Genomic DNA, 24,368 nt, shown 5'->3' with positions numbered 1-24,368 from the left:
CTTATTGCTAGGAGGAGATATGAAAATGCTGAAGGGAAATGAACAAATAAACCTACCAGATTTGGTTTTAGCAGAAGCTCGTTTACCTAATGATCGTGTAGTAACCATGGGTGAAATTTCTCGAAAATTCTCGCTCGTAGACGAGGAAAGCAATATAGTAATTGGATATTGCAAAGATATTTTAGGGATGTCTGGCGAATATAGCATTGAAATAAAAAGAGAGCAATACCATCGTATTATTTTAGTGAATTTTCAAATGACGGAAGCTTTTAGAGAGTATGTCAAAAAGAAAAGGCCTTTTATAAAGTATATTCTTTTGAACTTTTTGAATAAAAAAGGTGACGTTATGGGCACTTATTATTTTTACTTGCAAAAACCTTTATTTTTTTGTGATGAAAAATTTAACGTTCAATCCATTACTGCTGAAGTAGTGGTGCTGTTACCAGTAACCATTCCAAGGGAATCACTGGAAATTTGGGATTTATGGAGAGAATCCGATCCTATGGTCAAAAATATGTGGATGGATTTATCAAAGGATCAACAACAACGATGGTTAGAAATTGTCCGACAACACGAAAAAACAGCTCCTGCGGATCAAGCAAACGGAGAGTACTTTCTTGATATGGGGATCGTTGAAGATGATATCACTTTCTATTGTGCCTTGGGTGAGGCTATTAATGGTCCAGGTGGTTATTATGGTTTCACTTTAACAAGTTTAGAGGATTGCTTTTGTGGAGGTTTTGGAGCAGTAGCTCCATTCACTCTTTATATAAGTCATTTAAATAAAAGTGCCTATGAATGTCATAGTGATAATGAAAATTCCATGTCTATGGAAGCTCCTTTTTTGTCTAGTCCATTATATGATTTGCTTATTTCCAACAATGTGAAAGTAGTTTTTTGCTAAAAGCTCAGTAATATTAAAATAGAAAAGCTGAAGGTAAATTATATATGTTTTAAAATGTCTTGGAAACAGGAGGTTGAAAATTGGATAAGGATTTAAATAAAAAATTTATAATGGAAGTAAGGGAAATGCAGTATATTTGTGATCGGGCTATGAGGGGGGAAGAAGTAAATTGTCCTGAATGCGGTGAAAAGCTTTTGTATTATGGTTTGAATAGTGGAAAACATCCCGCTGTTTATTGCCCAAACAATGATTTTAAAGTACTTATGGACTTCAAAGAAGAAAATATAATCGAGAAGCTAGGCTTAGATAAATCTAAGAAGAAATGAAGCTGCTGTATCTGGGAGGGACTTATATGACAATATACTTTTATAAAATAGATGACGATTACGGCTGTTTTTCTAATTTTTCGAAGCATGGGTTTGAGCTGGGAAATAAATATTGGATGACGAGCGAGCATTATTTTCAGGCGCAAAAGTTTGTTGGTACAGAATATGAAGAGCAGGTGAGCCCTTTTTTGGATAGGGAATTTGTTCGTTGAGAGGCATCGAGTTGTTCAGGTTTCTACGAAAAAAAACGATCACTTTTGAACAGCAGCTGGAGCGATTATCTGAAATTGGTATTCGACTCCATGCGGATGTTAAGGCAGAATGGCTGCTGGATACGAATAGCAGGGAGCAATTTGAGAAAGACCCTTATTTAAGTTTGCTCATTGTTATGGGGGAAGAGGCAGAAATAGACGGCGAATGGCGTTGGGTCTCAGATGATGTCTGGTATATGGATGCCGAATGTATAGAGGATACTGGCGATTATGTGCGAATTTTAGAGCAATTGATGAGGCTGACAGATATTAAGCTGCATAACGTTCGTGATCAAATTGATTTTGAAAATAGGAAAGCGTCGATTTCTTTTGAATATAATCAGACCGAATATTTTTGGGAGCTGGAGTTCAACGATGATTGGCTGGACATGAACATTTTTTATCATTTCAAGCAGCTGATTGGAGAGAACAAGGAAAAATATTTTGCCACATGTACAATGGGGCAATTTGCTTTGGTTTGCTTTTTGAACATGGAACAATTTAATCAATTGAACCGCCTGATGACGGCAAAATGGGAGTGGGCATAGGGACCGCTCCCTTTTTCGTTGCCACCGCAACTGTCATGGCCATTCTAGGATTGATTCATGTTGGATGGATATGTAAAATTTACATAGCTACATCGTTTTAAACGAATACGCTTTTCGTTTTGTTGCGAGAGCTTTATTAACTTTCAGGAGGGGACTTCGTGGAAAAAGAAGGTTATGCTTCATTATGGCTGGGGAAGCTGGACTCGGAGGAGCAGCTTGATAAACTGCTTGAGATTGATTATACAGATGAAGGAGATTCGGTTCCTTCCGCCTTCGCGAGGTATTTTGGCATCGAGTGGTATGACGATGATTTCAGGGAAGCTGAATTTTTCGCGGAGGAAGGTCGGGGTAGCGATGCAGCGAATTTGCTAGCAGGCTTCTCTTATGAGGATGAATTGATTCCGAAGTTTGCCGATTTGCTAAAAGGCGGCACTTTCGATGAGTTTAATACGGTCATTATCTTATACAACTTCGCGTATAACGGCGAACAGGGGAGCTATCAGGACACATCTGCACAGCTGAAGTTTATTGGAAGTGTGCCCTACCAGGCATAATGACAGCATATGTCCAATGAATCACCGCTATTCGTTGAAAAAAAAGAGAGATCAGCCTGCTTTTTCAAGCAAAGCTAATCTCTCTTTTTCATGGCCCATAAAGCTATTTACGCAGCTCGCTGTATTGCCGATGAATACGGTTTTCGGGGTTCCGATCGACCGTATATAATACGGTGAGGAAAAACCATTCCAGCGGCTTCATCAGCAGGTAAACGACATCCGCAGACCACGGTTGATTGATGTGCCTGCTGAGCGGATAGCCGTATTTGTCGTAGCAGTAGCGGATGATTTTGTGCGCTCGCGGCGCATATTGTTCGATAATATTTTCGAAAGCATTCGCAACCAGCAGCTGTCGATTGACGACGATTCTGGAGCCGTGCCGAAGCCCGGCGCGCAGCGGCTTGACGATTTTGCGATGCCCTCTCACCGAAACGGTGCATAAATAATGGCCGTCTCCCGGCACGATGATCGGCGGAGGGGCGGGCAATTGCGAGTAATGAAAGCTGCTCGTATCCAGAAATACACGGATAAAGCTATCTGGACGCTGCCCGAACAGGACAAGCAGCAGCTGAACGACAAGGATGACCGGAAATAACGCAATCGACCAGAGCAGCGGCAGCCGGGAATATTTTTGACGAAAATATTGCATGAACCGCAGCCATTTGCTGCTGTACACGATCTCTTCGTGCTGGGCGCTGTGCATAAACGCATTGGCGGAATGCTTAAGTTCGGTGATATACAGGAAGCTTAACATAGCGTAACCGAGCTGCATGGGAGCTTGAAAATCAAAAAAAGATTCTATCGAAATGGTATGTGTGAAATAAACGAAGGTGAATAAGATATTTGCAATTAATAATATCGTACTTACAGTAAAGATGAGTGGAGAAAGCTTCCCTCGTTTATTTTGTAAAACTCCATAAGCAATAGTACTTAAAAGAAAAAGGATGAAGATGCTTAGGATATGCTTATTTGAAAGGGATGCATAACTATCATAGGAGAGGCCAGTCTTCTCATATTGATGCAGAGGCATACCTCCTTCAACACCATTGCTGTTTAAATAGAAGCCACCTAGTACTAAGCAAACCATGATGATAAAGCACAGTACCTCGGCGATTTTAATGTGCCCCTTTTTGAGAGCGGCAGTTTCTATGACCAACCAGCTACGGACCATGAGGAGTAAGGAAATAATCGGAAATGCAAATAGGCAGATATAAAACATAATGACTAAAAACAAGCGGCTCGCTCCTTATCGGGAATTGATTCATTTTGGATGGATATGTAATATTAACTATGCACATCATTTTTAACGAATAAGCTTTATATTTAGTTGCGATACCGTCATTATTCTTTAAAACTTCAAGTATGAAGGCAAGCAGGGGGGTATCAGGACACATGGGCACAGCTGAAATTTATCGGCAGTATGCCATACCAGACATAATGCCCGCATATGCCGAATGAATCGCCACCTACTCATTGAAAAAAAGAGAGATCAGCCTGCTTCTTCAAGCAAGGCTAATCTCTCTTTTTCATTGCTGATAAAGCTATTTTCGCAGCTCGCTGTACTGCCGATGAATGCGGTTTTCGGGATTTCGATCGACCGTGTACAATACGGCGAGGAAAAACCATTCCAGCGGCTTCATCAGCAGGTAAACGACATCCGCAGACCATGGTTGATTGATGTGCTTACTGAGTGGATAGCCATATTTGTCATAACAGCGGCGGATGATTTTGTGCGCTCGTGGCGCATATTGTTCGATGATATTTTCAAAAGCATTCGCAACCAGCAGTTGGCGGTTGACGACAATTCTGGAGCCGTGCCGAAGCCCGGCGCGCAGCGGCTTGACGATTTTGCGATGCCCCCTCACCGAAACGGTGCATAAATAATGGCCATTTCCCGGCACGATGGTCGGCGGAGGGACTGGCAATTGCGAATAATGAAAGCTGCTAGTTTCGAGAAATACACGGATGAAGCTATCTGGGCGCTGCCCGAACAGCACAAGCAGCAGCTGGACGATTAGCATGACAGGGAAAAATGCAATCGACCAGAGCAGTGGCAGCCGGGAATATTTTTGGCGAAAATAGTCCATGAACCGCAGCCATTTGCTGCTGTATACGATCTCTTCTTGCTGGGCGCGGTGCATAAACGCATTGGCGGAATGCTTGAGCTCTGCGGTATACAAACCGATTAAGCAAGCGAAGCCTAAATGCAGCAAAATAATAGGAGTGGCTCCAGCGGAATCATCGCCGTAATGGCCGAAGCCGATGTGCGAGAAATACACGATAGCGAAGATGACATTGGCAATTAGAAGGACAGAGGCTGCTGCCAAAAGCATCGGCGATAAAGCTCCCCTAGTCAATTTTAACGCCCAATAAGCGAAGCCACTCAAAATAAGGCTGCAAATAACGGTCACTACATAATCATTGGAAAGGGTAGCGTAGCCATCCAGAAAGTTCCCCGTCAGCTCACTCTGCTGCAGCGGCAATCCTCCTGCTACACCGTAGCTGTTGAACAGAAAGCCTACCCATAGAAACCCCACCATTGCGATGAAGCACAGCACCTCCATTATTTTCACATGCACCTTTTTAACGGTTGTACGCTCATCTACGATCCAACTGCGAACCATTAATACGATGGAACTGACCGGGAACAGAAAGATAGCAATAAACAGTAGCAAGTAAAAAAGCAAACTCTTCTCTCCTTAAATTAGGCGGACAACGGTGGTGTTAATCCCCTTGCGTGTATCCTCATATCCTCTCATATTTACCCAATTCCGGTCTAGCATACGCGAAAATTTTTTTTCGAAAAAGCGATTTTAAAAAAAGGAATCGCGCACAACATGTCGAAATGATAAAACAACGAACATGAATAATCACAAAAGAAAGTAAATAAACATCTAAAGTGTCTCAAAAAAGCTATTTCATGTTTGCTTTAAATAAGCTGATGAATAGGAGCAAGCCGATGGAGCCATATGTTTTAGAATTGAAAGCGATTACAAAAATTTTTCCCGGTGTAAAGGCGCTGAGCGATGTCATGTTCCAGTTGGCGCCTGGCGAAATTCATGCGCTGATGGGTGAAAATGGAGCAGGCAAATCCACATTTATCAAAATCATTACCGGCGTACATTCGCCCACTGAAGGCGAGATGTATGTGAATGGGCAGAAGGTGCAGTTTCAAAACCCGAATGACGCGAAGCGGCTCGGTATTGCTGCGATCTACCAGCATGTGACCTGCTATCCGGATCTCAGCGTGACGGAAAATATTTTTATGGGGCATGAGAAGGTTCAAAAAGGTACGCGCCGCATCCGCTGGGGCGAGATGCACAAGGAGGCGCAAAAGCTGCTGGATGACCTTGGCGCAAAATTCAGCCCGCGTACGCTGATGGGCTCGCTAAGCGTAGCGGAGCAGCAAATCGTCGAAATTGCGAAAGCGCTATCAACCGATGCGAAAATCATCATTATGGATGAGCCGACGGCGGCGCTCACGAAGCGGGAGAGTGAGGAGCTGTACCGGATCACGGAGCGGTTGCGGGATCGCGGGGCTTCGATTATTTTTATCTCCCATCGTTTCGAGGATATGTACCGCCTAGCCAGCAAGGTGACGGTGTTCCGCGATGGCAAATATATCGGAAGCTGGCAGGTCAATGAAATCGACAATAAAGATTTAATCGTCGCCATGGTGGGCCGCGAAATTACCCAGCTGTTTCCGAAGACGGAGGCGAAGCTGGGGGATGAAGTGCTGCGTACGGATGGACTTGGCAGAACGGGTTATTTTGCAGATATTTCATTTTCGCTGCGGCGTGGTGAAATTTTGGGCTTTACCGGACTTGTAGGCGCGGGACGCACGGAGGTATTCCAAAGCCTGTTCGGCATTGAAGCCTATGACAGAGGGAATGTATTCGTGAAAGGCGAGCCGGTGCGAATAGACAATCCGCAGCAGGCGATGAAGCTAGGCATTGGCTATTTACCGGAGGATCGGCAGAAGCAGGGGCTGGTGCTGGACTGGGAAATTTCGCGCAATATTACGCTGTCCGCGCTTGATCGATTCGTCAGTAAAGGCTCGCTTGATACGGCGAAGGAAGAGGAGGAAGCGGTCAGGCTGGCGCAAAAAATGAACGTCAAGGCGCCGAGCATTTACCATTTGGTCAGCTCGCTGTCGGGCGGCAACCAGCAGAAGGTGGTGTTCGCCAAGCTGCTGACGGCCGACCTCGACATTCTCATTCTCGATGAGCCGACGAAAGGCGTAGATGTTGGCGCAAAATCAGCCATCTATGAAATTATTAGCACATTGGCGGGGCAAGGCTACGGCGTCATTATGATTTCCTCGGAAATGCCGGAAATGATCGGGATGTGCGACCGGGTCGCGGTTATGCGCGAGGGGAGGATTACGGCGATGCTCGGCAAGGGCGAGGTGACGCAGGAAAATATTTTGCAGGCGGCGATGGAAAGCAGAAGCCCGAGCGAAGCGTTGGCGGGCGTAGCAAAGAGCTGACGCGATAACAAGCTGCTGAGACGGGACAATACGCAAGCGTTATTTTTGAACAGGGAATATTCCATTATGAACGAAAAGGGTGGGACGGCAATGGCCGAGACAAAAATGGCTGCCAAGGGTTTAGTAAACAGGCCAGCAGAGAAGCAGTCGCTGAGCGCTGTGGTCGCGAAGTTTCGCGAGCTGGGATTGTTGGGATTTATTATTGTGCTGTCACTCATCGTGCAGCTGCGCAATCCAAGCTTTCTAACGCTGGAAAATATGAACGACATGATCACGAATACGGCAATTCTAAGCATTTTGGCCGTCGGCATGATGCTCGTCATTATTACGAGAGGCATTGACCTGTCGATTGGGGCGACGCTTGCGCTATCGGGCATGATTGCTGCGCTGACGGTAAACGCATTCCCAGAGGTCAATCCGCTGATTGCGATTTTGCTGGGAACGGCTGTCGGGCTAGTGTGCGGCGTCGTACTCGGGTTTCTCATTGCAAAAATGGGCATTCTCCCGATTATCGCCACACTTGGCATGATGAATGTGTTTCGCGGGCTGACCTTTATGGCCAGCGGCGGCAAATGGGTAAGCGCCCATCAAATGCCGGTCAGCTTCAAAGCGATTGCAACGGGCTCGATTTTTGGCATCAATACGCTGATCGTCATTGCAGTTGTCATTTATATTGTGTTTTATTATTTCATCAATCACACCCGTACCGGCAGACAGATTTACGCGGTAGGCAGCAATCCCGAATCGGCGAAAATCAGCGGCATTCGCAATGACCGTATTTTATGGCTCGTCTATTCGATTATGGGCGGTTTATCCGGTCTTGCTGGCGTGTTATGGGTATCCAAATTCGCTTCTGCTCAAGGCGACACAGCTATGGGCTACGAGCTAAGCGTTATCGCAGCCTGCGTACTCGGCGGGGTTAGCATTGCGGGCGGATCGGGAAAAGTGTCCGGCGTTATTCTGGGCTCGATTTTGCTCGGCATCCTTAATAATGCACTGCCGCTTATTAATGTATCGCCTTTTTGGCAGACGGGCATTCAAGGCTCGATTATATTGATCGCCGTTATTACGAATGCGCTCGTCAAACGGGGCGTTGACCGCAATAACCTCATGAGGAGGAACATTTAACGATGGATACACGAGTCATTTCAGGCAGCCGGGCCTTTTCATGGAAGCGCTTTTTTATGCAATGGGAATGGATGCTGGTGCTGATTTTTATAGCCGTAAACATTATGAATATGAATTTGTCGGAGTATTATTGGAGCTTTGACAGCTTGCGGGATGCGACGATGACGTTTCTTGATAAAGCGTTTATCGTTCTGCCGATGGTGCTCATCATCATACTTGGGGACATTGATATTTCGGTTGCGTCGATTGTCGCGTTGTCCTCCGTCATTATGGCGGATCTCTATAACTCCGGCGTTCCCATGCCGCTGGCGATGCTGATCTGCCTCGGTGTTGGACTCGTATGCGGCTTCATTAATGGCCTATTAATCGTCAAGTTTAAGGAGCTTTCCTCGGTCATAGTGACGCTTGCGACGATGATTATTTATCGCGGCATCGCTTATATATTGCTGGAGGATCAAGCGGCAGGCAAGTTCCCCGAATGGTTCAGCTTTCTTGGCTGGGGCTACGTTGGCCCGGTTCCCTTTATACTGATCGTCTTTGCCGTATGCGCAGCTGTCTTCATCGTGCTGCTGCACCGCACCACCTTCGGTCGCCGCGTCTATGCGATGGGCAACAATTTGACGGCGAGCCGCTTCTCCGGAATCCGCGTCGACCGGATGAAAATTATCGTCTTCACCTTGGCGGGCCTGATGGCGGCAGTTACCGCGCTGTTCCTCACGTCCCGTATGGGCAGTACGCGACCGAATGTGGCGACAGGCTATGAGCTGGATGTCATTGCGATGGTCGTGCTCGGCGGCATCAGCACAGCGGGCGGTAAAGGAAGAATGATCGGTGCGATTTTGGCCGTGTTCCTGATCGGTTTCCTGCGCTATGGGCTTGGGCTCGTCAATGTGCCTGCACAAGTGCTGCTCATTATTCTCGGCCTGCTGCTCATCGTAGCGGTTATGCTGCCAAAGCTTAAGCTGTCTTCTCTTACTAGAAAGCCGGGCCGCTAAGCCTAGCGCAGTCTCCACAGCAGCACAGCAGCACAACACACGGTAAACGGCTGTGCTTTTTACAGGAGCGGGCAGCAGAGAAATAGGGGAGCGCTTCGTTTGCGGCAGCCTGCCCGCAACATCCGGGGAAAACACAGCTTTTTATATATAAATGATAAAAGGGAGGCAATACAGATGAAAAAGGTTTTAGCGACATTTTTGACAGTAATCATGGTGTTAACGGTTTTAGCCGCATGCAGCACTTCGGGAAGCAAGCCGGCAGGAGAATCCAGCGGCGATGCCGGAGCGAGCGGCGGCAAGAAGAAATTTGCAATTATCTTTAAAAATACGGGCAACCCTTATGGCGAGAAGGAGATGGAGGGGTTCAAGCAGGCGATTGAGGAGCTGGGGCATGAAGCGATTTTGAAGGCACCGGATCAGCCAACTGCTGAAGCGCAAATCCAAATGATCGAGGAGCTGATCTCGCAAAAGGTAGCAGCTATCGCGATTGTAGGTAACGATCCCGACGCCTTGCAGCCGGCACTGAAAAAAGCGATGGATCAAGGCATCAAGGTGCTGTCGCTTGATTCTGCGGTTAACGGGGAAAGCCGAATGGTGCATATTAACCAAGCGGACCCTGAGCGGATTGGGCGCGTGCAGATACAGGCGATTTCCGATATGATCGGCGGCAAAGGGCAAATTGCGGTTCTCAGCGCAACTTCACAGGCGACGAACCAGAACACATGGATTGAATGGATGAAGAAAGAGCTGGAAGACCCGAAATACAAAGAAATTGAATTAGTGAAGGTTGCTTACGGCGACGACCTGCGGGATAAAAGCGTATCGGAAACAGAGGCGCTGCTCAAATCGTACCCTGATCTTAAGGGCATTATTGCACCAACAACGGTAGGGATTGCAGCGGCAGGGAAAGTGCTCACCGACAAAGGGCTGAAAGGCAAAGTGCATCTGACGGGCCTTGGCCTGCCAAGCGAAATGGCGGAATACATTGAAAGCGGTGTTAGCGAGTGGATGTATTTGTGGAACCCGCTGGATGTGGGCTACTTGTCCGGTTATGCAGCTGATGCGCTTGTGAACGGTACAATTACAGGTGAGGTAGGCGACAAATTTACGGCAGGACGCCTCGGCGATAAAGAGGTTATTGTCGATGTTGGCGGCACGCAAATTATGCTAGGCGATCCGTTTAAATTTGACGCAGCCAACATTGCAGAGTGGAAGGAAGTTTACTAAAACGGTATTGAAAAAGGAGGAAGCAGAATGGCGGCAAGCAATAAATACGCCTGGAGCTGGCAGGTGAAGGAGGAGTGCTTGGAGGATTATGTACGGATGCATCTTGATCCGTGGCCTGACATTATGGAGGAGCATCGCAGTGCCGGCATCTCCAACTATTCTATTTTTCAAAACGGCACACAGTTTTTCTATTGCTTTGAGTGCGAGGAGGTGGAAGCGGCCTTCGCCTACATTGCCGAAAGCGATGCTTGCAACCGCTGGAATGCCATTACGTCAAAAATGGTGCAGGGCTCGTTTGATTTTCATCAAGCCGAGCCAATTAAGCCGCTCCGTGAAGTTTTTTTTCTGAAATAACGTTTTAAAGCGATCCGCCTCAGCCCCTGTCGTTATGCGATTTCCAAGGTAAAGTGTTGCCCTGCTGCATAAAAGTACGCATAAGGTCAACACTGTTTCTCTAGACCCACTCTGGTTTAGTCGGGTATGATACCTTTACTTGGAGATCATTAGGAAATGAGGTAAGGAGCTTTGGATCAGTATGAAAAAATCAAGCAGGGCGAGAAGGGTGCTTGGCTCAGCATTGCGACATATTTGACGCTTACCGCACTAAAGCTTGGAGGCGGCTATTATTTTGCTTCTGGAGCGCTCGTTGCGGATGGCTTTAACAATTTAACGGATATTGTGGCATCGCTGGCGGTACTGATCGGTTTGCGAATTTCACAGAAGCCGCCGGATAAAGATCATCCTTATGGACATTTTCGGGCAGAGACGATTGCCGCGCTGATTGCGTCCTTTATTATGGCAACGGTCGGCATTCAGGTACTGATTACAGCTGTTGGTGCGCTTTGGGCAGATGCGGAGGCTGCTCCAGCGCTTAGCTCGGCGTGGATTGCTTTATTTTCCGCGGTCGTCATGCTGAGCGTCTATTATTACAATCGGCGGCTGGCGAAGCGGATCAACAATCAGGCACTGATGGCGGCGTCAAAAGATAATTTATCCGATGCGCTCGTCAGTACAGGCGCTGCAATCGGCATTATCGGCGCGCAGTTCGGCCTGCCTTGGCTTGATCCGGTAGCGGCCATTGCGGTTGGCTGCATTATTTGCAAAACAGCTTGGGAAATTTTCTACAGCTCGACCCATGCGCTGACGGATGGCTTCGATGAGAAGGAGCTGACGACGCTCCGCGCTACGATTGAACGTACGAAAGGGGTTAAATCCATTAAGGATATTAAAGCCCGCGTTCATGGCAGCAACGTGCTGGTTGATGTCATTGTACAGGTTGATCCAGAGCTCACACTGATTGAGAGCCATGTCATTTGTGATGAAATTGAGCATCGCATGGAGCGCAAGCATAATATTATGAGTGTGCATGTCCATGTGGAGCCCCATGAGCTGAAGCCTGCTAAATTCGAGCTAAATGTCGAGTGAGATGTCGAATAAAAGGTATGTAATTGTTCCCAAGGTAAAATAATCCAGTTCATCTAATACTTTAGTCTCAATTGATTATCATGACTAAAGTCTCGTTTTCTAGGGGGAGTAAATAAAGCAATAAAGTGAGTAACAGCAGGTGTTGCAGAGCTTTAAACGAAGAGGCCGTTCGCAAATGCGAGGGCCTCTTCGTTTTTTGATGCGAATTTGTAATGCTTCCAATTTACCAATTTGGTAATTTGGCAAATAGGAAAAAAGGTTGATGCTGGCAGCCAGAAGGCGACTCTACAATGGTTGAAGCAACATTTATTTATTTTGATATAACCAAGGAGGCGTACAGCTTGAAACACACCATGAAAAAAAGGATGATCACCGCAGCTTTCACCGCATCCCTATTGCTCGGTTCTGTCTCGGCTTCAATTCCCACCGTAATGGCGGCCCAAAGCGCAACCGTAGATGCGGGCGTGAATTTCCGCAGCGCACCATCGGCATCAGCTCCCGTTATTCGCATGCTTAAAAAAGGAGAACAGGTAACGATTTTGGATGCGTCTAACGCGTATTGGTACAAGCTTCAGGATTCTTCTGGCCGGACGGGCTATGCTTCGCCTTCCTATTTTACAGTATCATCCGTTTCATCTTCGCACACAGCAACAGGTACCATTCAGAAATCGGTATCCTTCCGAACAAGTGCGTCTCTCTCCGCTAGCCGCATCCGGTTTTTGCAAGCTGGTGAGCAGGTAGCTATTATATCGCGGCCAAACAGCAGTTGGTATGAAATTAGAGATTCTTCTGGACAAGCTGGCTATGTCAGCTCACAACCCCAATATATTAGCGTCTCAGGCAGCTCAGGTGGATCAGGTGGATCATCTGGTACAACAGCACCGTCGACCGGTTCTGTGGAAAGCGTCATTGCGGCGGGGCTTAAATATTTAGGTACGCCTTATGAATACGGCTCAAGCCGCAGCACGACGACAACATTTGATTGCTCGGATCTTGTAAGGCAGGCTTTCCTGGAGGGGGTAGGCATTAAGCTGCCTGCTGATTCGAGGGGGCAAGGGGAGCATGTGGCGCAGCGAGGGAAAGCCGTGACGGACTGGCGTCAGCTTAAGCGTGGCGATATTATGTTTTTCATGTCCTATAAGGGGAGCAAAGCTTCTGCCTATTCGGGCACAAACAAATCAACAGCAACGATTACGCATGACGGCATTTATTTGGGAGATGGAAAGATATTGCATACATATTCCAATGAGTCTGGCGGCGTAACGATCAGCAGCATAGCAGGCACGCATTGGGAATATCGTTTCCTGTATGGAGGCAGCGCACTGTAGGCTCGGCAAGGGACAAACACCATTTTTACAACGTCTGCTATAAAAAAATAAAGCCTCCGCTATCCATCGCAAAGCAACGATGGATGCCGGAGGCTGTTCATTGGGCGAAGCTCAGGGTTAAGCTGTAAAGTCTTTCTGCGGCGCGCTTGGCGTCTTGGGCCGTTTCCCCGGCTTTGGCAAATTGCCGAACAACACCCAGGAGAAAGGCAAAAACCGTGCTAATGAAACGATAATCCAAGAGCCGACGAGCGCAGCCACGTAGCCGCCCGCATACCAGCTATGCAATAGCAGGGAATTGCCTGTCACAAGCGGATATTCGCGGTAGTAGAACAGGATGAACGGATGAACCAAATAAATGCCGAACGATAAAGCGCCAAGCCTTGAGAGCATCGAGACTAACCAAGGCGCTGCTTTTCTGTAAAGCAGAAAACCTAGCTGCAGCAGCACGAGCGCTGAGAAAAAGGTATGCATATTCCATAAAAACTCATATAAAAGCGAGTGGTGTTTGGCTAGTCCTAACCGGTTATCATACCAAATGCTCACATGCCATAGGCCAGCTCCGAGCCATAGACACCAAAGGGCAACCCAGACGATAACACGCGATGTGGTTGCATTCTGTTTGTTCATAATGATCCAATGCTTGATTTTTGGAAAATAGATACCGATCGCTGCTCCCATCAAATAGTAGGAGAAGTAGGAGAGCGAATAGCTGCCCTTATTCGGAATCGGCGTCGTCAGCGCGTACTTATTAATAAGTACGAAAGCCCATTGAATGGCAAAGCCGGCCGGTATTGCCCATTTGACCAATGCCGGAAATTTTTTCAGCAGCCATAGAAACAAAGGGAGAAGCAAATAAAACTGAATGCTAATAAATACAAAATACAAGTGCGTATAGGCATTGCCCGTCAGCACCTTATCCCAGAAGCTGCTTAGCGTTTCATCGAGCGGCCTGTTCGGATAGTAGTTGTAATGCAGCAGGGTGAAATAGATAATGGAAAAAACCAAATACGGGATAATGATATAAAGCGCTCTGCGTTTATAGAAGGAGCCAATCAGCTTGGCATCCAACGGCCTCGTATAATAATTGTAAAATAGCACAAAGCTGCTTAGAAAAATAAAGGTCGGCGTGCCGAACTTCATAAATATATTAAAAAAGTTATATAAGAAATAGTAGCCGGAATTGACCATTTTCAGCGTAGCGTAGGAGGTCGAGTGGACCGATAATACGCCTAGAATAGCCATTGCACGAACAATCTGCAGCTCGGGAATCGCTTCGGGGCGCTGCAAGGATGTTGTAGACATGTAGCATTTCTTCCTTTCTGTGAGGCTATTCGCGCGGATGTCTGCGAGCTACACCGCTATCGATAGCAGCTTGGATGACGCGTTTTCGCACCTCTTCTACCACTTTGGCATTGAAAACGCTTGGAATAATATACATCGGACTGCGCTCTTCATCGCTAATGACGGAAGCGATCGCTTCGGCGGCAGCCAGCTTCATTTCTTCATTGACGGTAGTTGCACGGCTATCAAGTGCTCCACGGAAAATTCCCGGAAAACATAGCACGTTGTTAATTTGATTCGGATAGTCGGAACGCCCTGTTGCAAACACGGCTACGATATCCTCGACCAGCTCCGGACGGATTTCAGGCTCCGGATTCGCCATCGCAAATACGATAGGCTCTGCATTCATCGATTCAACATGCGCTCTGGTCAAAATCCCGCCCGCCGATACGCCAATAAATACATCTGCACCAGCAAGCGCCTCGGCCAAATGGCCCGCCTTCTTCTCAGCATTTGTGTGCTCGGCATACCACTGCCACATGCCATTGTCATAATGGCGGTCAGCGGTTAAAATGCCTTCGCGATCTACTCCAATAATATGTTTTGCGCCGCCGGCAAGCAGCATCTTGGTGCAAGCCGTACCTGCTGCTCCAATACCACATATAACGAAGCGAGTGCCTGCAATGTTTCGGCCCGTCAGCTTGAGCGCGTTCAGCATAGCGGCGAACAGGACGACGGCCGTACCATGCTGATCATCGTGAAACACAGGGATATCAAGCTCTTCACGCAGCCTGCGTTCAATTTCGAAGCAGCGTGGAGCGGAAATATCTTCTAGATTAATGCCGCCGAAGCCCGGTGCTAATTGTTTGACGGCTTGGATAATTTGCTCAGTGTCCTGTGTATCGAGGCAAATGGGAAACGCATCAACGTCTGCGAATTGCTTGAACAGCATGGCCTTGCCCTCCATAACAGGCATGGCGGCATAAGGCCCGATATTGCCAAGCCCAAGCACGGCACTGCCATCGGAGACGACAGCGACGGTGTTGCGCTTTATCGTTAGCGTAAATGCTTTGGATGGATCCTGTTCAATCGCTTGGCATACTCTTGCGACGTCGGGCGTGTAAACGCGGGAGAGATCGTCGCGGTTCTGAATCGGCGTTTTTGGCTGAACCGTAATTTTGCCACCGAGATGGAGCAGAAAGGTGCGGTCGGAAATATGCTGGAGGCGGATGCCGGGCAATGTGCCAAGAGCCGAGGAGATACGATCGGCTGCGCCAGCCTCGGTCATTTTCACGGTCAAATCCCGTATAGTCTTTGTTTTATCGGTATGAATGACGTCAATTGCTATAATATCGCCGCCAGCGGTCTCAATAGCGGTCGCGGCCTTGCCGAACTGTGCCTGCTGAATATCGATTTCCACCCGTAAAATAATCGTTTTACCGTCCATGCTGCGTTCCTTCATTCGCTTTCCACTCCTTTTCGATTGACCGATGAGTCTGACAAAAACGCCGTCACTGCATTAAACGCAGGACGGCATTCGGGCAGCTCTTCGGATCGTATTGTTGGTTGCGCTTCGTTAGCAAGCTTTCTCGGAACTGGCCCGAGGTATACGGTTCCTGAATCATGGCAAACCATTTATCCACCATTGCAGCAGAGTCCAGCATTTCACCAAAGCCATTGCGGATAAAATATTCGCAGTTTTCCTCTTCCTGTCCCGGAATCGGTTCATAGAAGAGCATCGGCATTCCTTTGCTCATGCCTTCGGTACAGGTCATCCCGCCCGGCTTCGTCACGAGCAGATCGGCAATGTCCATCAGCTTGCTGATCTCGTTAGTGAACCCGAGCACTTGAATGTTCGGATGCTGAAACTTCGTGCTTGAAAGCATTTTCTCCCTTACCTTCTCATTGCTGCCGACGCAGAAAATCAACTGTATGCTTTCGCGCCACTTGGTCATATATTCAAGGAGATTGTCCTCATACATCAATCCCCAGCCGCCACCCATTATGAGCACGGTAGGCATAGGCTTTAAGTTAAATTTCTGCAGCAGCTCCTGCTTGTCGTAAGTTGTCCAGAAGTTCGGATGTACCGGAATTCCGGTTACTTCAATTTTCACGGGAGTTACGCCGCGCTCCATCAGCTTGTTTCTCACAAGCGGGGAAGATACCAGGTATTTGCTGACTTCCGGATTGACCCATGAGCCATGGGCATCGTAATCGGTAATAAGCGTATACAGCGGAATATTTAGTCCAAGACGCTTTAGCCTGCCTACGACTGCATTAGGGACAGGATGGGTACATACGATAAGATCCGGCTTCAACTGGGAAATAACCTGTGACGTTTGTGTATAGAACATGCGATGAAGAGCAAGCTGCGTAAAGCGGTTTAGCGATTTCTTGTAATTGCTGCGATACATCAGGCCAACCATTTTTGGCTGTTTGCTTACGGTTTTGCGATAAGCAGACATAATCCATGGCCCGACAACCGGATTAAGAAATTTGCCCAGCTCGATAACGCGGGTTTGAATCTCGGGGTTAATTTGGCGCAATCCCGCCGCTAGAGCATATGCGGCTTGCGTATGTCCCGAGCCGAAACCCTCGGAGAGCAGCAGCACTCTTTTCTTACGCATAATGTCACCTACTTTTCTAATTCCATAATACGTCGCCAAGGTTGGGAACACAAGTCATTCCAGGTTATTAAAATGTAAGCGGTTAGCCTCTGCGATTGCATGGCTGCCTGCTCAACATGCTGGTGCAACAACCTGTCACAAGCCGCATTGCTCTGAGCTTGCCTGCCAGCGCCATTGTCCTTTATGATTAGAATGGCATCAACCGGAAGCGGATTATACATCATGATCGTTTCATTTAAAATAAAGCTAGTGTTGCGGCTGTTCAAAAAGCCGCAGACGGCACCAAGTAGGAGGCATGCATAATGGAAGAAGCAAGGAGCATATTTGAAGTCGGAGCCATTGTGAAAGCGGAAGTAAGATCGGGACTATATGTAGGAGAAGTAATGGAATTGCATGGGCCCCGTGCATTGTTCAAGGTGCTGGCTGTACTTAAGCATCCACAGCAAGGTGATTTGCACCATCCGTATGAGCCGGATGTGCCGCTGTTTCATGAGCGGCCAGCGCTGGCCTATACAGAGAAGACGATGATTCCGCTGCGCCAGCTGCAGACCTTTAGCGGCCATGTGCCGGATTACCGCGAATCGCTGCATGCTGCCTTGGAGGCTGAAGTGGCCACGCTCGATCGGTTGAAGCGCTGGTCAGAGCAGGGTCTTGCTTTGCTTGAGCAGCTTGGAAAGCAATATAAGTAGCGTTGCCCATTGTTTGGGCTGCGCTTATCGGGTAAAACAAACGGCAGTCGTTCACTTAGGACGGCCGCCGTTTGTTTTACTTATGACTAGTCTTACGCTTGCTTGCTGCCCTAGCTTAAAGCTAGTTGATGAAGACAGCTTGAAGCGTACTGCGGTAGGTAATCTGCAAGCCAAGCTCCTCGGAGAGGACCGCTAGCGGCAAATAGGTTTTTTGTTCTTTGCCGTTCTTGTGCAAATAAGCGGCGGGGCTGTTCAGCTTCTTCTTCTCGCCATCAACAAGAATAGTAGACGATCCAATCGTAAACGCTACTGTATGATTATTGTAGGAAACGGTTGCGGTTTGGTTCGTTTTGTTCCAAACAAGCTTCGCGCCAATGGCATCTGTAATGTCGCGCATCGGTACGAAGGTGCGGCTGCTCTTCATCGTCGCAGGGGATGAGGCTGGCAGCTCTTTGCCGCGTACGACTACCGAGACTGGCACATTCGCTGGGCGAGTGCGAGCACTCAAATACTTATTCCATATCGTGGTGGAAAAAGTACGGCCCATAGCAGCGTACCCAAGGCGAGTCGGGTGGAAGTCGCTGTTTGCAATTGATGTATATTCCAGCTCCTTGCCAACAAAAGGCTCGCTGACTGCAGTAATGGAAATATCGATGCCTTCTGCTTTTGTAGCGGCTACAATCGTTTTAAGTTTTTCGTTAAGCTGACTCAGCGCCTGTAACTCGAATTCGCGCAGGCGTGCTGCATCTGGAGGCAGAGGAAAGCTTAAACCGCCGACAGTAATCGTAGCCGGAATCGGCATATATTGATCGGCGATAACGAATTTTGCTTTTGGCGCGAGTGCGGTTACCGCCTGCAGCCCAGCAGTCAGCCCCGTTTCATATTGAGCCAGTGCCGTTTGCAGCAGCTGTGCTTTCTCCTCATCCGTAGTTGTGGATGTGATTTGTGCGGCTACACCAATCAAATCATTTCCGCCAATAGTCATGACGATCAGATCGGCGCCACGGATGCTGTCGGCAATTTGTGCAGTTCCGCTAATAATAGTTGCGCCGCGAGGATCCTTCAGTCCAGGCTGCACATCGCTGATAGTGACGCTTTTACCCTCTTTCGCCGCTCCAAGCAATTGGCTGAAGCCGATTGACGTCAGGCCTAGCAGACTATAATTCACATATTCCGCTTGAAGACCTTGGAACAAGGCCTGCTCATATACATGCTCCACATAGCCGTAAGGCACAGATTTTGCATCAAAGCCATACTCATAGCCGACAGTTAGTGAATCTCCAAGCGCGACGATCTGATAGGACGAAGCTTCTTCTTCTGCGGCGATAGCTGTTTTCAAGCCGGGTGAAGCCACCAATAAACCGATTATTATAAATAGAAACGACACTTTCCTCCACTTTCCAGACAACATGGACACTTCCTTTTGATAAAATAGTAGCAGCGGGTTTTCATTCATTTGCATAATTGTGTATAAAGTTTGCAGAAAGAACACGAACATTGCCGTTCTGATCACAATTATGAAAATATTAAATTGATTCCCTTTTGGCCTGATGTTAAAATACTGTAATAATCGCAAGTGGCGGAATACAGCCCGGAATATGGTCAACCTCAAACGATCCCCGCAGCGCTGCTTAATTTTATTCAACATAACACGAACGTTTTCCTGCGAGTGCAGCTAAAAAGTTTGTGTACACCTATTCGGCGCGCTGCCGGATACAGTCGTTTGAGTAATTATGCAAAGTGATAGGCTGGCGGATAGGCTCTGCTGTCCGCTTTGCTATCAAGCTACAAGCCTGTTTGATGAAGCATAACTGCTTGTTCTCACAGCGATCGGCTTGGTTCCGTTATGCACGCCCCAAAAATCTTCTGATAGAAAGGTTGCACACAATGAAAGAGAAAATTTTTGGATTACCGCCGAAACAAGGTCTGTATGATCCTCAATTTGAGAAAGATGCATGCGGCATGGGATTCGTGGCGAACATCAAAGGAAGAAAGTCGCACAAGATTATTCGCCAGGCGCTGACGTTGCTGGAGAATATGGAGCATCGCGGCGGTCAAGGCAGCGAACCAAACACTGGAGATGGAGCAGGAATTATGCTTCAAATCCCCCATGCGTTTTTTGCAAATGAGCTGAAGCGAGTGGAAGTGGAACTGCCAAGCGAGGGAGAATACGCCGTAGGTATGGTGTTTCTGCCGCAGGATGAGAACGTTCGCCGTTCGCTGGAGAGCGATCTTGAAGCTATTATTCGTGAAGAAGGCCAGTCGCTCATTGCTTGGCGTACCGTGCCGACGAATGATGCAAAGCTCGGTAAATCTGCTAAGTCGGTTAAGCCTTTTGTCCGCCAAGTATTTATTGGCAAGAACGAGAGCTTGAAGGACGTCTTGGCATTCGAGCGCAAGCTGTATGTCATTCGCAAACGGGCGGAAATCGCCATTCGCTTCTCGGGCAAAGAAGGCGGAGAAATGTTTTATTTCCCGAGCTTGTCCACGAAGAAAATCGTCTACAAAGGCATGCTTACGACGGAGCAGGTTGGCTCCTTCTATATGGAGCTTAATGATGAGTCGGTCGTTACAGCGATGGCGCTTGTCCACTCCCGTTTTAGTACGAACACTTTCCCAAGCTGGGAACGTGCCCATCCGTTCCATTATTTGATTCACAACGGGGAGATTAATACGCTCCGCGGCAATGTGAACTGGATGCATGCTCGCCAAACGCTGTTTGAAACCGAATTGTTCGGCAGCGATATGGACAAAATTAAACCTATTATTAATCCGGATGGCTCGGATACAGCGATGTTTGACAATACGCTGGAATTCCTGTACTTGTCCGGTCGCTCCCTGCCGCACGCGGCAATGATGATGGTTCCAGAACCATGGTCCAACCACGAAGGCATGGATGATGACAAGAAAGCTTTCTATGAATACCACAGTACGCTAATGGAGCCTTGGGATGGACCGGCTGCGATGGCCTTTACAGATGGCGTACAGATCGGTGCTTTCCTGGACCGCAATGGCTTGCGTCCAGCCCGTTATTACGTGACGAAGGACGATCATATTATTCTTGGCTCCGAGGCGGGAACCGTTGTTATTCCGCCAGAGGATATTTTGTATAAAGATCGCCTGCGTCCGGGTATGATGCTGCTCATCGATACGAAGGAAGGCCGCATCATTTCCGATGAGGAAGTGAAGAAGCAAATCGCGACGGAGCAGCCGTACCGCGAGTGGCTGAACGAGCATTTGATCGATCTGGAAGATTTGCCGGATGCGCCGGAATTGCCGGAGCTTGATCATGCGACGGTACAGCAGCGCCAGCAATCTTTCGGCTATACGTTTGAAGATTTGCGCAAAGTGCTTGAGCCTATGGCTAGCAGCGGCATGGAGCCGATTGCTTCTATGGGCTACGACGCTCCGCTTGCTGTATTGTCGGATCGTCCTCAGCGTTTGTACAATTATTTCAAACAGCTGTTTGCGCAAGTAACGAACCCGCCAATCGATTCGATTCGTGAGGAGATTATTACTGCAGTAGGTACGACAATCGGACCTGAGCGCAATCTATTGAAGCCGGAGCCGGAAAGTGCACGCCACATTAAGCTGGAGACGCCAATCCTTTCCAACGAGCAGTTCGCGAAGCTGCGCCATGTTCGTCGTCCGGGCTTTAAGTCGATTACGCTGCCGATTTTCTTCACGGCGAGTGAAGGAGAAGAGGGCCTGCGCGCAGCACTGAAGCAAATGTGCGAAGCAGCAGACCGCGTTATCGACAAAGGGCATAATATTCTTATTTTGTCCGACCGCGGTATCGATAAAGAAAATGCGGCGATTCCGGCATTGCTTGCCGTATCCGCTTTGCATCACCATTTGATTCGTCAAGGTACGCGGACTAAAGTAGCGATTTTGCTTGAATCCGGCGATCCGCGCGAGGTTCATCACTTTGCGCTTCTGCTCGGCTACGGCGTGAGTGCAGTTAACCCGTATCTGGCATTTGAGACGCTTGATGATATGATTCGCCAAGGCTTGCTGAGAAATATTTCGCATGAGAAAGCGGTCAAAAACTTCATTAAAGCAGCTACTAAAGGCGTAACTAAAGTGTTGTCCAAAATGGGTATTTCCACGATTCAATCGTACCGTGGCGCTCAAATTTTCGAGGCGCTTGGTTTGAAAGAGGAACTCATCAACGAATATTTCACTTGGACACCTTCGCGTATCGGCGGTATTGGACTTGATGTTATTGCAGAAGAAACGCTGAAATATCACAACTTGGCTTACGCTGACCAGGAAGGCCGTGTAACGGATCTGGACTCCGGTGGCGAATACCAGTGGCGTAAAGACGGCGAGGACCACCTGTTTAATCCGCAGACGATTCATACGCTGCAGATGGCAGCTCGCTCCAATGACTATAAGCTTTACAAAAAATTCTCCAATCTTGTTCAAGGCGAGGACAAGAAGTATATGATGCTTCGTTCTTTGCTGAAGTTCAAGGATGGCAGAACAGCAATTCCGATCGAAGAGGTTGAACCGCTGGAATCGATTTTGAAACGCTTTAAGACGGGTGCTATGTCCTTCGGCTCGATCAGTAAGGAAGCGCATGAAAGCCTTGCGATTGCGATGAACCGCCTTGGCGGCCGATCCAATACAGGCGAGGGCGGCGAAGATCCTGCACGTTTCATACCTGATGCAAATGGCGATTCCCGCCGCAGTGCAATCAAGCAGGTAGCATCGGGACGTTTCGGCGTAACGAGCAACTATTTGGTCAATGCGGATGAAATTCAAATCAAGATGGCGCAAGGCGCGAAGCCAGGAGAAGGCGGACAGCTGCCAGGACGTAAAGTATACCCTTGGGTTGCCGAGGTTCGTGGCTCCACGCCAGGTGTAGGCCTGATCTCGCCTCCGCCGCATCATGATATTTATTCCATCGAGGATTTGGCTGAGCTTGTTCATGATTTGAAAAATGCTAACCCGCGCGCGCGCATTAACGTTAAACTCGTATCCGAGGTTGGCGTTGGTACCATTGCAGCAGGTGTTGCCAAAGGCCGTGCCGACATTATTATGGTCAGCGGTTATGATGGAGGAACGGGCGCATCTCCGATGAACTCGATTCGCCATGCTGGCCTGCCGTGGGAGCTTGGTCTGGCTGAGACGCACCAGACGCTGATGATCAACAACCTGCGTGATCGTGTTACGCTTGAAACAGATGGCAAAATGATGAACGGACGCGATGTTGCGATCGCTGTTTTGCTCGGCGCTGAAGAATATGGCTTCTCGACAGCACCGCTTGTTGTGCTCGGTTGCGTGATGATGCGTGTTTGCCAGCTAGACACTTGTCCGGTAGGCGTAGCAACGCAAAATCCAGAGCTGCGCGCGAAATTTATGGGCGATCCGAGCCATGTAGTCAACTACTTGCGTTTCGTTGGGGAAGAGCTGCGAGAAATTATGGCTGAGCTTGGTTTCCGTACAATTCAGGAAATGATTGGACGCGTAGATATTCTTGAAGCGAAGCATCTGGCTGACCATTACAAAGCGAAAGGTCTTGACCTGACGCCGCTATTGTATCAACCGGAAGTATCTCAGGATGCTATTCGTTACTGTGCGCAAGAGCAAAACCACGGTTTGGATTTGTCGCTTGACGTTCAGGAGCTGGTACCAGCAGCGAAAGCCGCTTTGGAAAATGGGGAGAAAGTACGTGGTACATTCCCAATTCTGAATACGAACCGTGTTGTGGGAACGGTGCTTGGCAGCGAAGTGACTCGTCGTTATGGCGCGAAGGGCTTGCCAGAGGATACGATTTCCTTCCACTTCGTTGGTTCAGCAGGCCAAAGCTTTGGCGCTTTCGTTCCTCAAGGCATTACGCTTTCGCTGGAAGGCGATTCGAATGACTATGTAGGTAAAGGGCTTTCCGGTGGTAAGGTCATTGTAGCTCCTTCATCGAAAGCAACCTTTGTCGCTGAGGAAAATGTTATTATCGGCAACACGGCACTTTACGGAGCAACAAGCGGCGAAGCTTATATTCGTGGTATTGCTGGCGAGCGTTTCGCGGTTCGCAACAGCGGCGTGAACGTTGTTGTTGAGGGCGTGGGCGACCATGGCTGTGAATATATGACGGGCGGCAGAGTCGTCATTCTTGGCCAGACTGGCCGTAACTTTGCAGCTGGTATGTCTGGCGGTGTTGCTTACGTCTATGATGAGCAAGGCGACTTCTACAAGCATTGCAATATCGAAATGGTATTGCTGGAGCGTCTTGAAGAGGAAGTGGATATTGCTGAATTACGCGGCATGATTGAACGCCATGTTACCTATACGGATAGCGCCATTGGCGGCCGGGTATTGAATGACTGGGATCTATCACTTGAGAAATTCGTCAAAGTCATTCCGAAAGATTACAAGAAAATGCTGGAGTATATCCGCAAAGCTGAAGATTCCGGTTTGAAGGAAGACGCAGCGCTGCTATCAGCATTTGAAGCCAGCATGAGAGAGCTTGCCCGTACAGGCGGCTGATCCATGTTGCCCAATAGATAAATGAAAAACGGCTCTCCGATAAGGAGAGCCGTTTTTCATTGCTTTTTTATGCTATACCGTTACAGCATATGCTTATATCGGCAGGT

General features: G+C 48.2%; 20 protein-coding genes. 14 read left to right on the top strand and 6 right to left on the bottom strand.

Annotation, left to right across the window (positions count from 1 at the left end):
* Nucleotides 1-19: 19 nt before the first annotated feature.
* From WH37_RS02090 to WH37_RS02070, 5 genes are all read left to right on the top strand, one after another.
* The gene (locus WH37_RS02090; RefSeq protein WP_143088531.1) at nucleotides 20-904 is read left to right on the top strand and encodes a barstar family protein; all 885 of its coding nucleotides are present in this window, start codon (nucleotides 20-22) and stop codon (nucleotides 902-904) included.
* A gap of 80 nt (nucleotides 905-984) precedes the next feature.
* A complete protein-coding gene (locus WH37_RS02085; protein WP_046228900.1) occupies nucleotides 985-1,230 on the top strand; it encodes a hypothetical protein in 246 nt (81 codons plus the stop codon).
* 26 nt (nucleotides 1,231-1,256) lie between these two features.
* Complete coding sequence (locus WH37_RS02080) at nucleotides 1,257-1,442, top strand: hypothetical protein (RefSeq protein WP_197091334.1); 186 nt, start codon at nucleotides 1,257-1,259, stop codon at nucleotides 1,440-1,442.
* Nucleotides 1,443-1,453: 11 nt separating this feature from the next.
* Nucleotides 1,454-2,029 carry a hypothetical protein gene (locus WH37_RS02075; protein ID WP_046228899.1) on the top strand — a complete coding sequence of 192 codons (576 nt, stop codon included), beginning with the start codon at nucleotides 1,454-1,456 and terminating at the stop codon, nucleotides 2,027-2,029.
* A 158-nt stretch (nucleotides 2,030-2,187) separates the two neighbouring features.
* On the top strand, nucleotides 2,188-2,583 hold the full coding sequence (locus WH37_RS02070) for an immunity 22 family protein (RefSeq protein ID WP_046228898.1): 396 nt from the start codon (nucleotides 2,188-2,190) through the stop codon (nucleotides 2,581-2,583).
* Between the two features lie 103 nt (nucleotides 2,584-2,686).
* Here WH37_RS02070 and WH37_RS37205 read toward each other — a convergent pair whose 3' ends face one another.
* The gene (locus WH37_RS37205) at nucleotides 2,687-3,802 is read right to left on the bottom strand and encodes a DUF6688 domain-containing protein (protein ID WP_074904834.1); all 1,116 of its coding nucleotides are present in this window, start codon (nucleotides 3,800-3,802) and stop codon (nucleotides 2,687-2,689) included.
* Between the two features lie 322 nt (nucleotides 3,803-4,124).
* Nucleotides 4,125-5,270 (bottom strand): DUF6688 domain-containing protein, encoded by a 1,146-nt coding sequence (locus WH37_RS02060; RefSeq protein WP_046228896.1) that lies wholly within the window; start codon nucleotides 5,268-5,270, stop codon nucleotides 4,125-4,127.
* A gap of 272 nt (nucleotides 5,271-5,542) precedes the next feature.
* Here WH37_RS02060 and WH37_RS02055 point away from each other — a divergent pair, with 272 nt between their 5' ends.
* The 7 genes from WH37_RS02055 to WH37_RS02025 all read left to right on the top strand — a co-directional run bounded on the left by WH37_RS02055 (nucleotide 5,543) and on the right by WH37_RS02025 (nucleotide 13,175).
* Nucleotides 5,543-7,072, top strand: a complete 1,530-nt coding sequence (locus WH37_RS02055) for a sugar ABC transporter ATP-binding protein (protein WP_046228895.1) — start codon at nucleotides 5,543-5,545, stop codon at nucleotides 7,070-7,072.
* 90 nt (nucleotides 7,073-7,162) lie between these two features.
* On the top strand, nucleotides 7,163-8,200 hold the full coding sequence (locus tag WH37_RS02050; protein ID WP_082110618.1) for an ABC transporter permease: 1,038 nt from the start codon (nucleotides 7,163-7,165) through the stop codon (nucleotides 8,198-8,200).
* Nucleotides 8,201-8,202: 2 nt separating this feature from the next.
* On the top strand, nucleotides 8,203-9,195 hold the full coding sequence (locus WH37_RS02045; protein ID WP_046228894.1) for an ABC transporter permease: 993 nt from the start codon (nucleotides 8,203-8,205) through the stop codon (nucleotides 9,193-9,195).
* Between the two features lie 174 nt (nucleotides 9,196-9,369).
* Entirely contained in the window at nucleotides 9,370-10,422 is a 1,053-nt protein-coding gene (gene rhaS / locus WH37_RS02040; RefSeq protein WP_046228893.1) for a rhamnose ABC transporter substrate-binding protein, read from the top strand.
* Nucleotides 10,423-10,449: 27 nt separating this feature from the next.
* A complete protein-coding gene (locus tag WH37_RS02035) occupies nucleotides 10,450-10,776 on the top strand; it encodes an L-rhamnose mutarotase (RefSeq protein WP_046228892.1) in 327 nt (108 codons plus the stop codon).
* Between the two features lie 171 nt (nucleotides 10,777-10,947).
* On the top strand, nucleotides 10,948-11,847 hold the full coding sequence (locus tag WH37_RS02030; protein WP_046228891.1) for a cation diffusion facilitator family transporter: 900 nt from the start codon (nucleotides 10,948-10,950) through the stop codon (nucleotides 11,845-11,847).
* Between the two features lie 341 nt (nucleotides 11,848-12,188).
* The gene (locus WH37_RS02025; protein WP_231594083.1) at nucleotides 12,189-13,175 is read left to right on the top strand and encodes a C40 family peptidase; all 987 of its coding nucleotides are present in this window, start codon (nucleotides 12,189-12,191) and stop codon (nucleotides 13,173-13,175) included.
* A 117-nt stretch (nucleotides 13,176-13,292) separates the two neighbouring features.
* Here the strand turns inward: WH37_RS02025 and WH37_RS02020 are convergent, their stop codons facing one another.
* The 3 genes from WH37_RS02020 to WH37_RS02010 are packed head-to-tail and all read right to left on the bottom strand — an operon-like array spanning nucleotide 13,293 to nucleotide 17,083.
* A complete protein-coding gene (locus WH37_RS02020) occupies nucleotides 13,293-14,477 on the bottom strand; it encodes an acyltransferase (RefSeq protein ID WP_046228890.1) in 1,185 nt (394 codons plus the stop codon).
* Nucleotides 14,478-14,502: 25 nt separating this feature from the next.
* Nucleotides 14,503-15,918, bottom strand: coding sequence for an NAD-dependent malic enzyme (locus WH37_RS02015; RefSeq protein WP_046228889.1), 1,416 nt, complete (start codon nucleotides 15,916-15,918; stop codon nucleotides 14,503-14,505).
* Between the two features lie 49 nt (nucleotides 15,919-15,967).
* A complete protein-coding gene (locus tag WH37_RS02010; RefSeq protein WP_046228888.1) occupies nucleotides 15,968-17,083 on the bottom strand; it encodes a UDP-N-acetylglucosamine--LPS N-acetylglucosamine transferase in 1,116 nt (371 codons plus the stop codon).
* A gap of 302 nt (nucleotides 17,084-17,385) precedes the next feature.
* Between WH37_RS02010 and kapB the strand changes: the two genes are divergently transcribed.
* Complete coding sequence (gene kapB / locus WH37_RS02000) at nucleotides 17,386-17,772, top strand: kinase-associated lipoprotein KapB (RefSeq protein ID WP_046228886.1); 387 nt, start codon at nucleotides 17,386-17,388, stop codon at nucleotides 17,770-17,772.
* Nucleotides 17,773-17,893: 121 nt separating this feature from the next.
* Here kapB and WH37_RS01995 read toward each other — a convergent pair whose 3' ends face one another.
* Nucleotides 17,894-19,111, bottom strand: a complete 1,218-nt coding sequence (locus WH37_RS01995) for an SGNH/GDSL hydrolase family protein (protein WP_197091333.1) — start codon at nucleotides 19,109-19,111, stop codon at nucleotides 17,894-17,896.
* A gap of 548 nt (nucleotides 19,112-19,659) precedes the next feature.
* Here WH37_RS01995 and gltB point away from each other — a divergent pair.
* The gene (gene gltB / locus WH37_RS01990; RefSeq protein WP_046228884.1) at nucleotides 19,660-24,261 is read left to right on the top strand and encodes a glutamate synthase large subunit; all 4,602 of its coding nucleotides are present in this window, start codon (nucleotides 19,660-19,662) and stop codon (nucleotides 24,259-24,261) included.
* The last annotated feature ends 107 nt before the right edge of the window (nucleotides 24,262-24,368 follow it).

The organism is Paenibacillus algorifonticola (assembly GCF_000971975.1).
GTDB lineage: Bacteria > Bacillota > Bacilli > Paenibacillales > Paenibacillaceae > Pristimantibacillus > Pristimantibacillus algorifonticola.
Note: the sequence above shows the minus strand (reverse complement) of the source record. Positions and strands in the feature narration are given on the sequence as shown.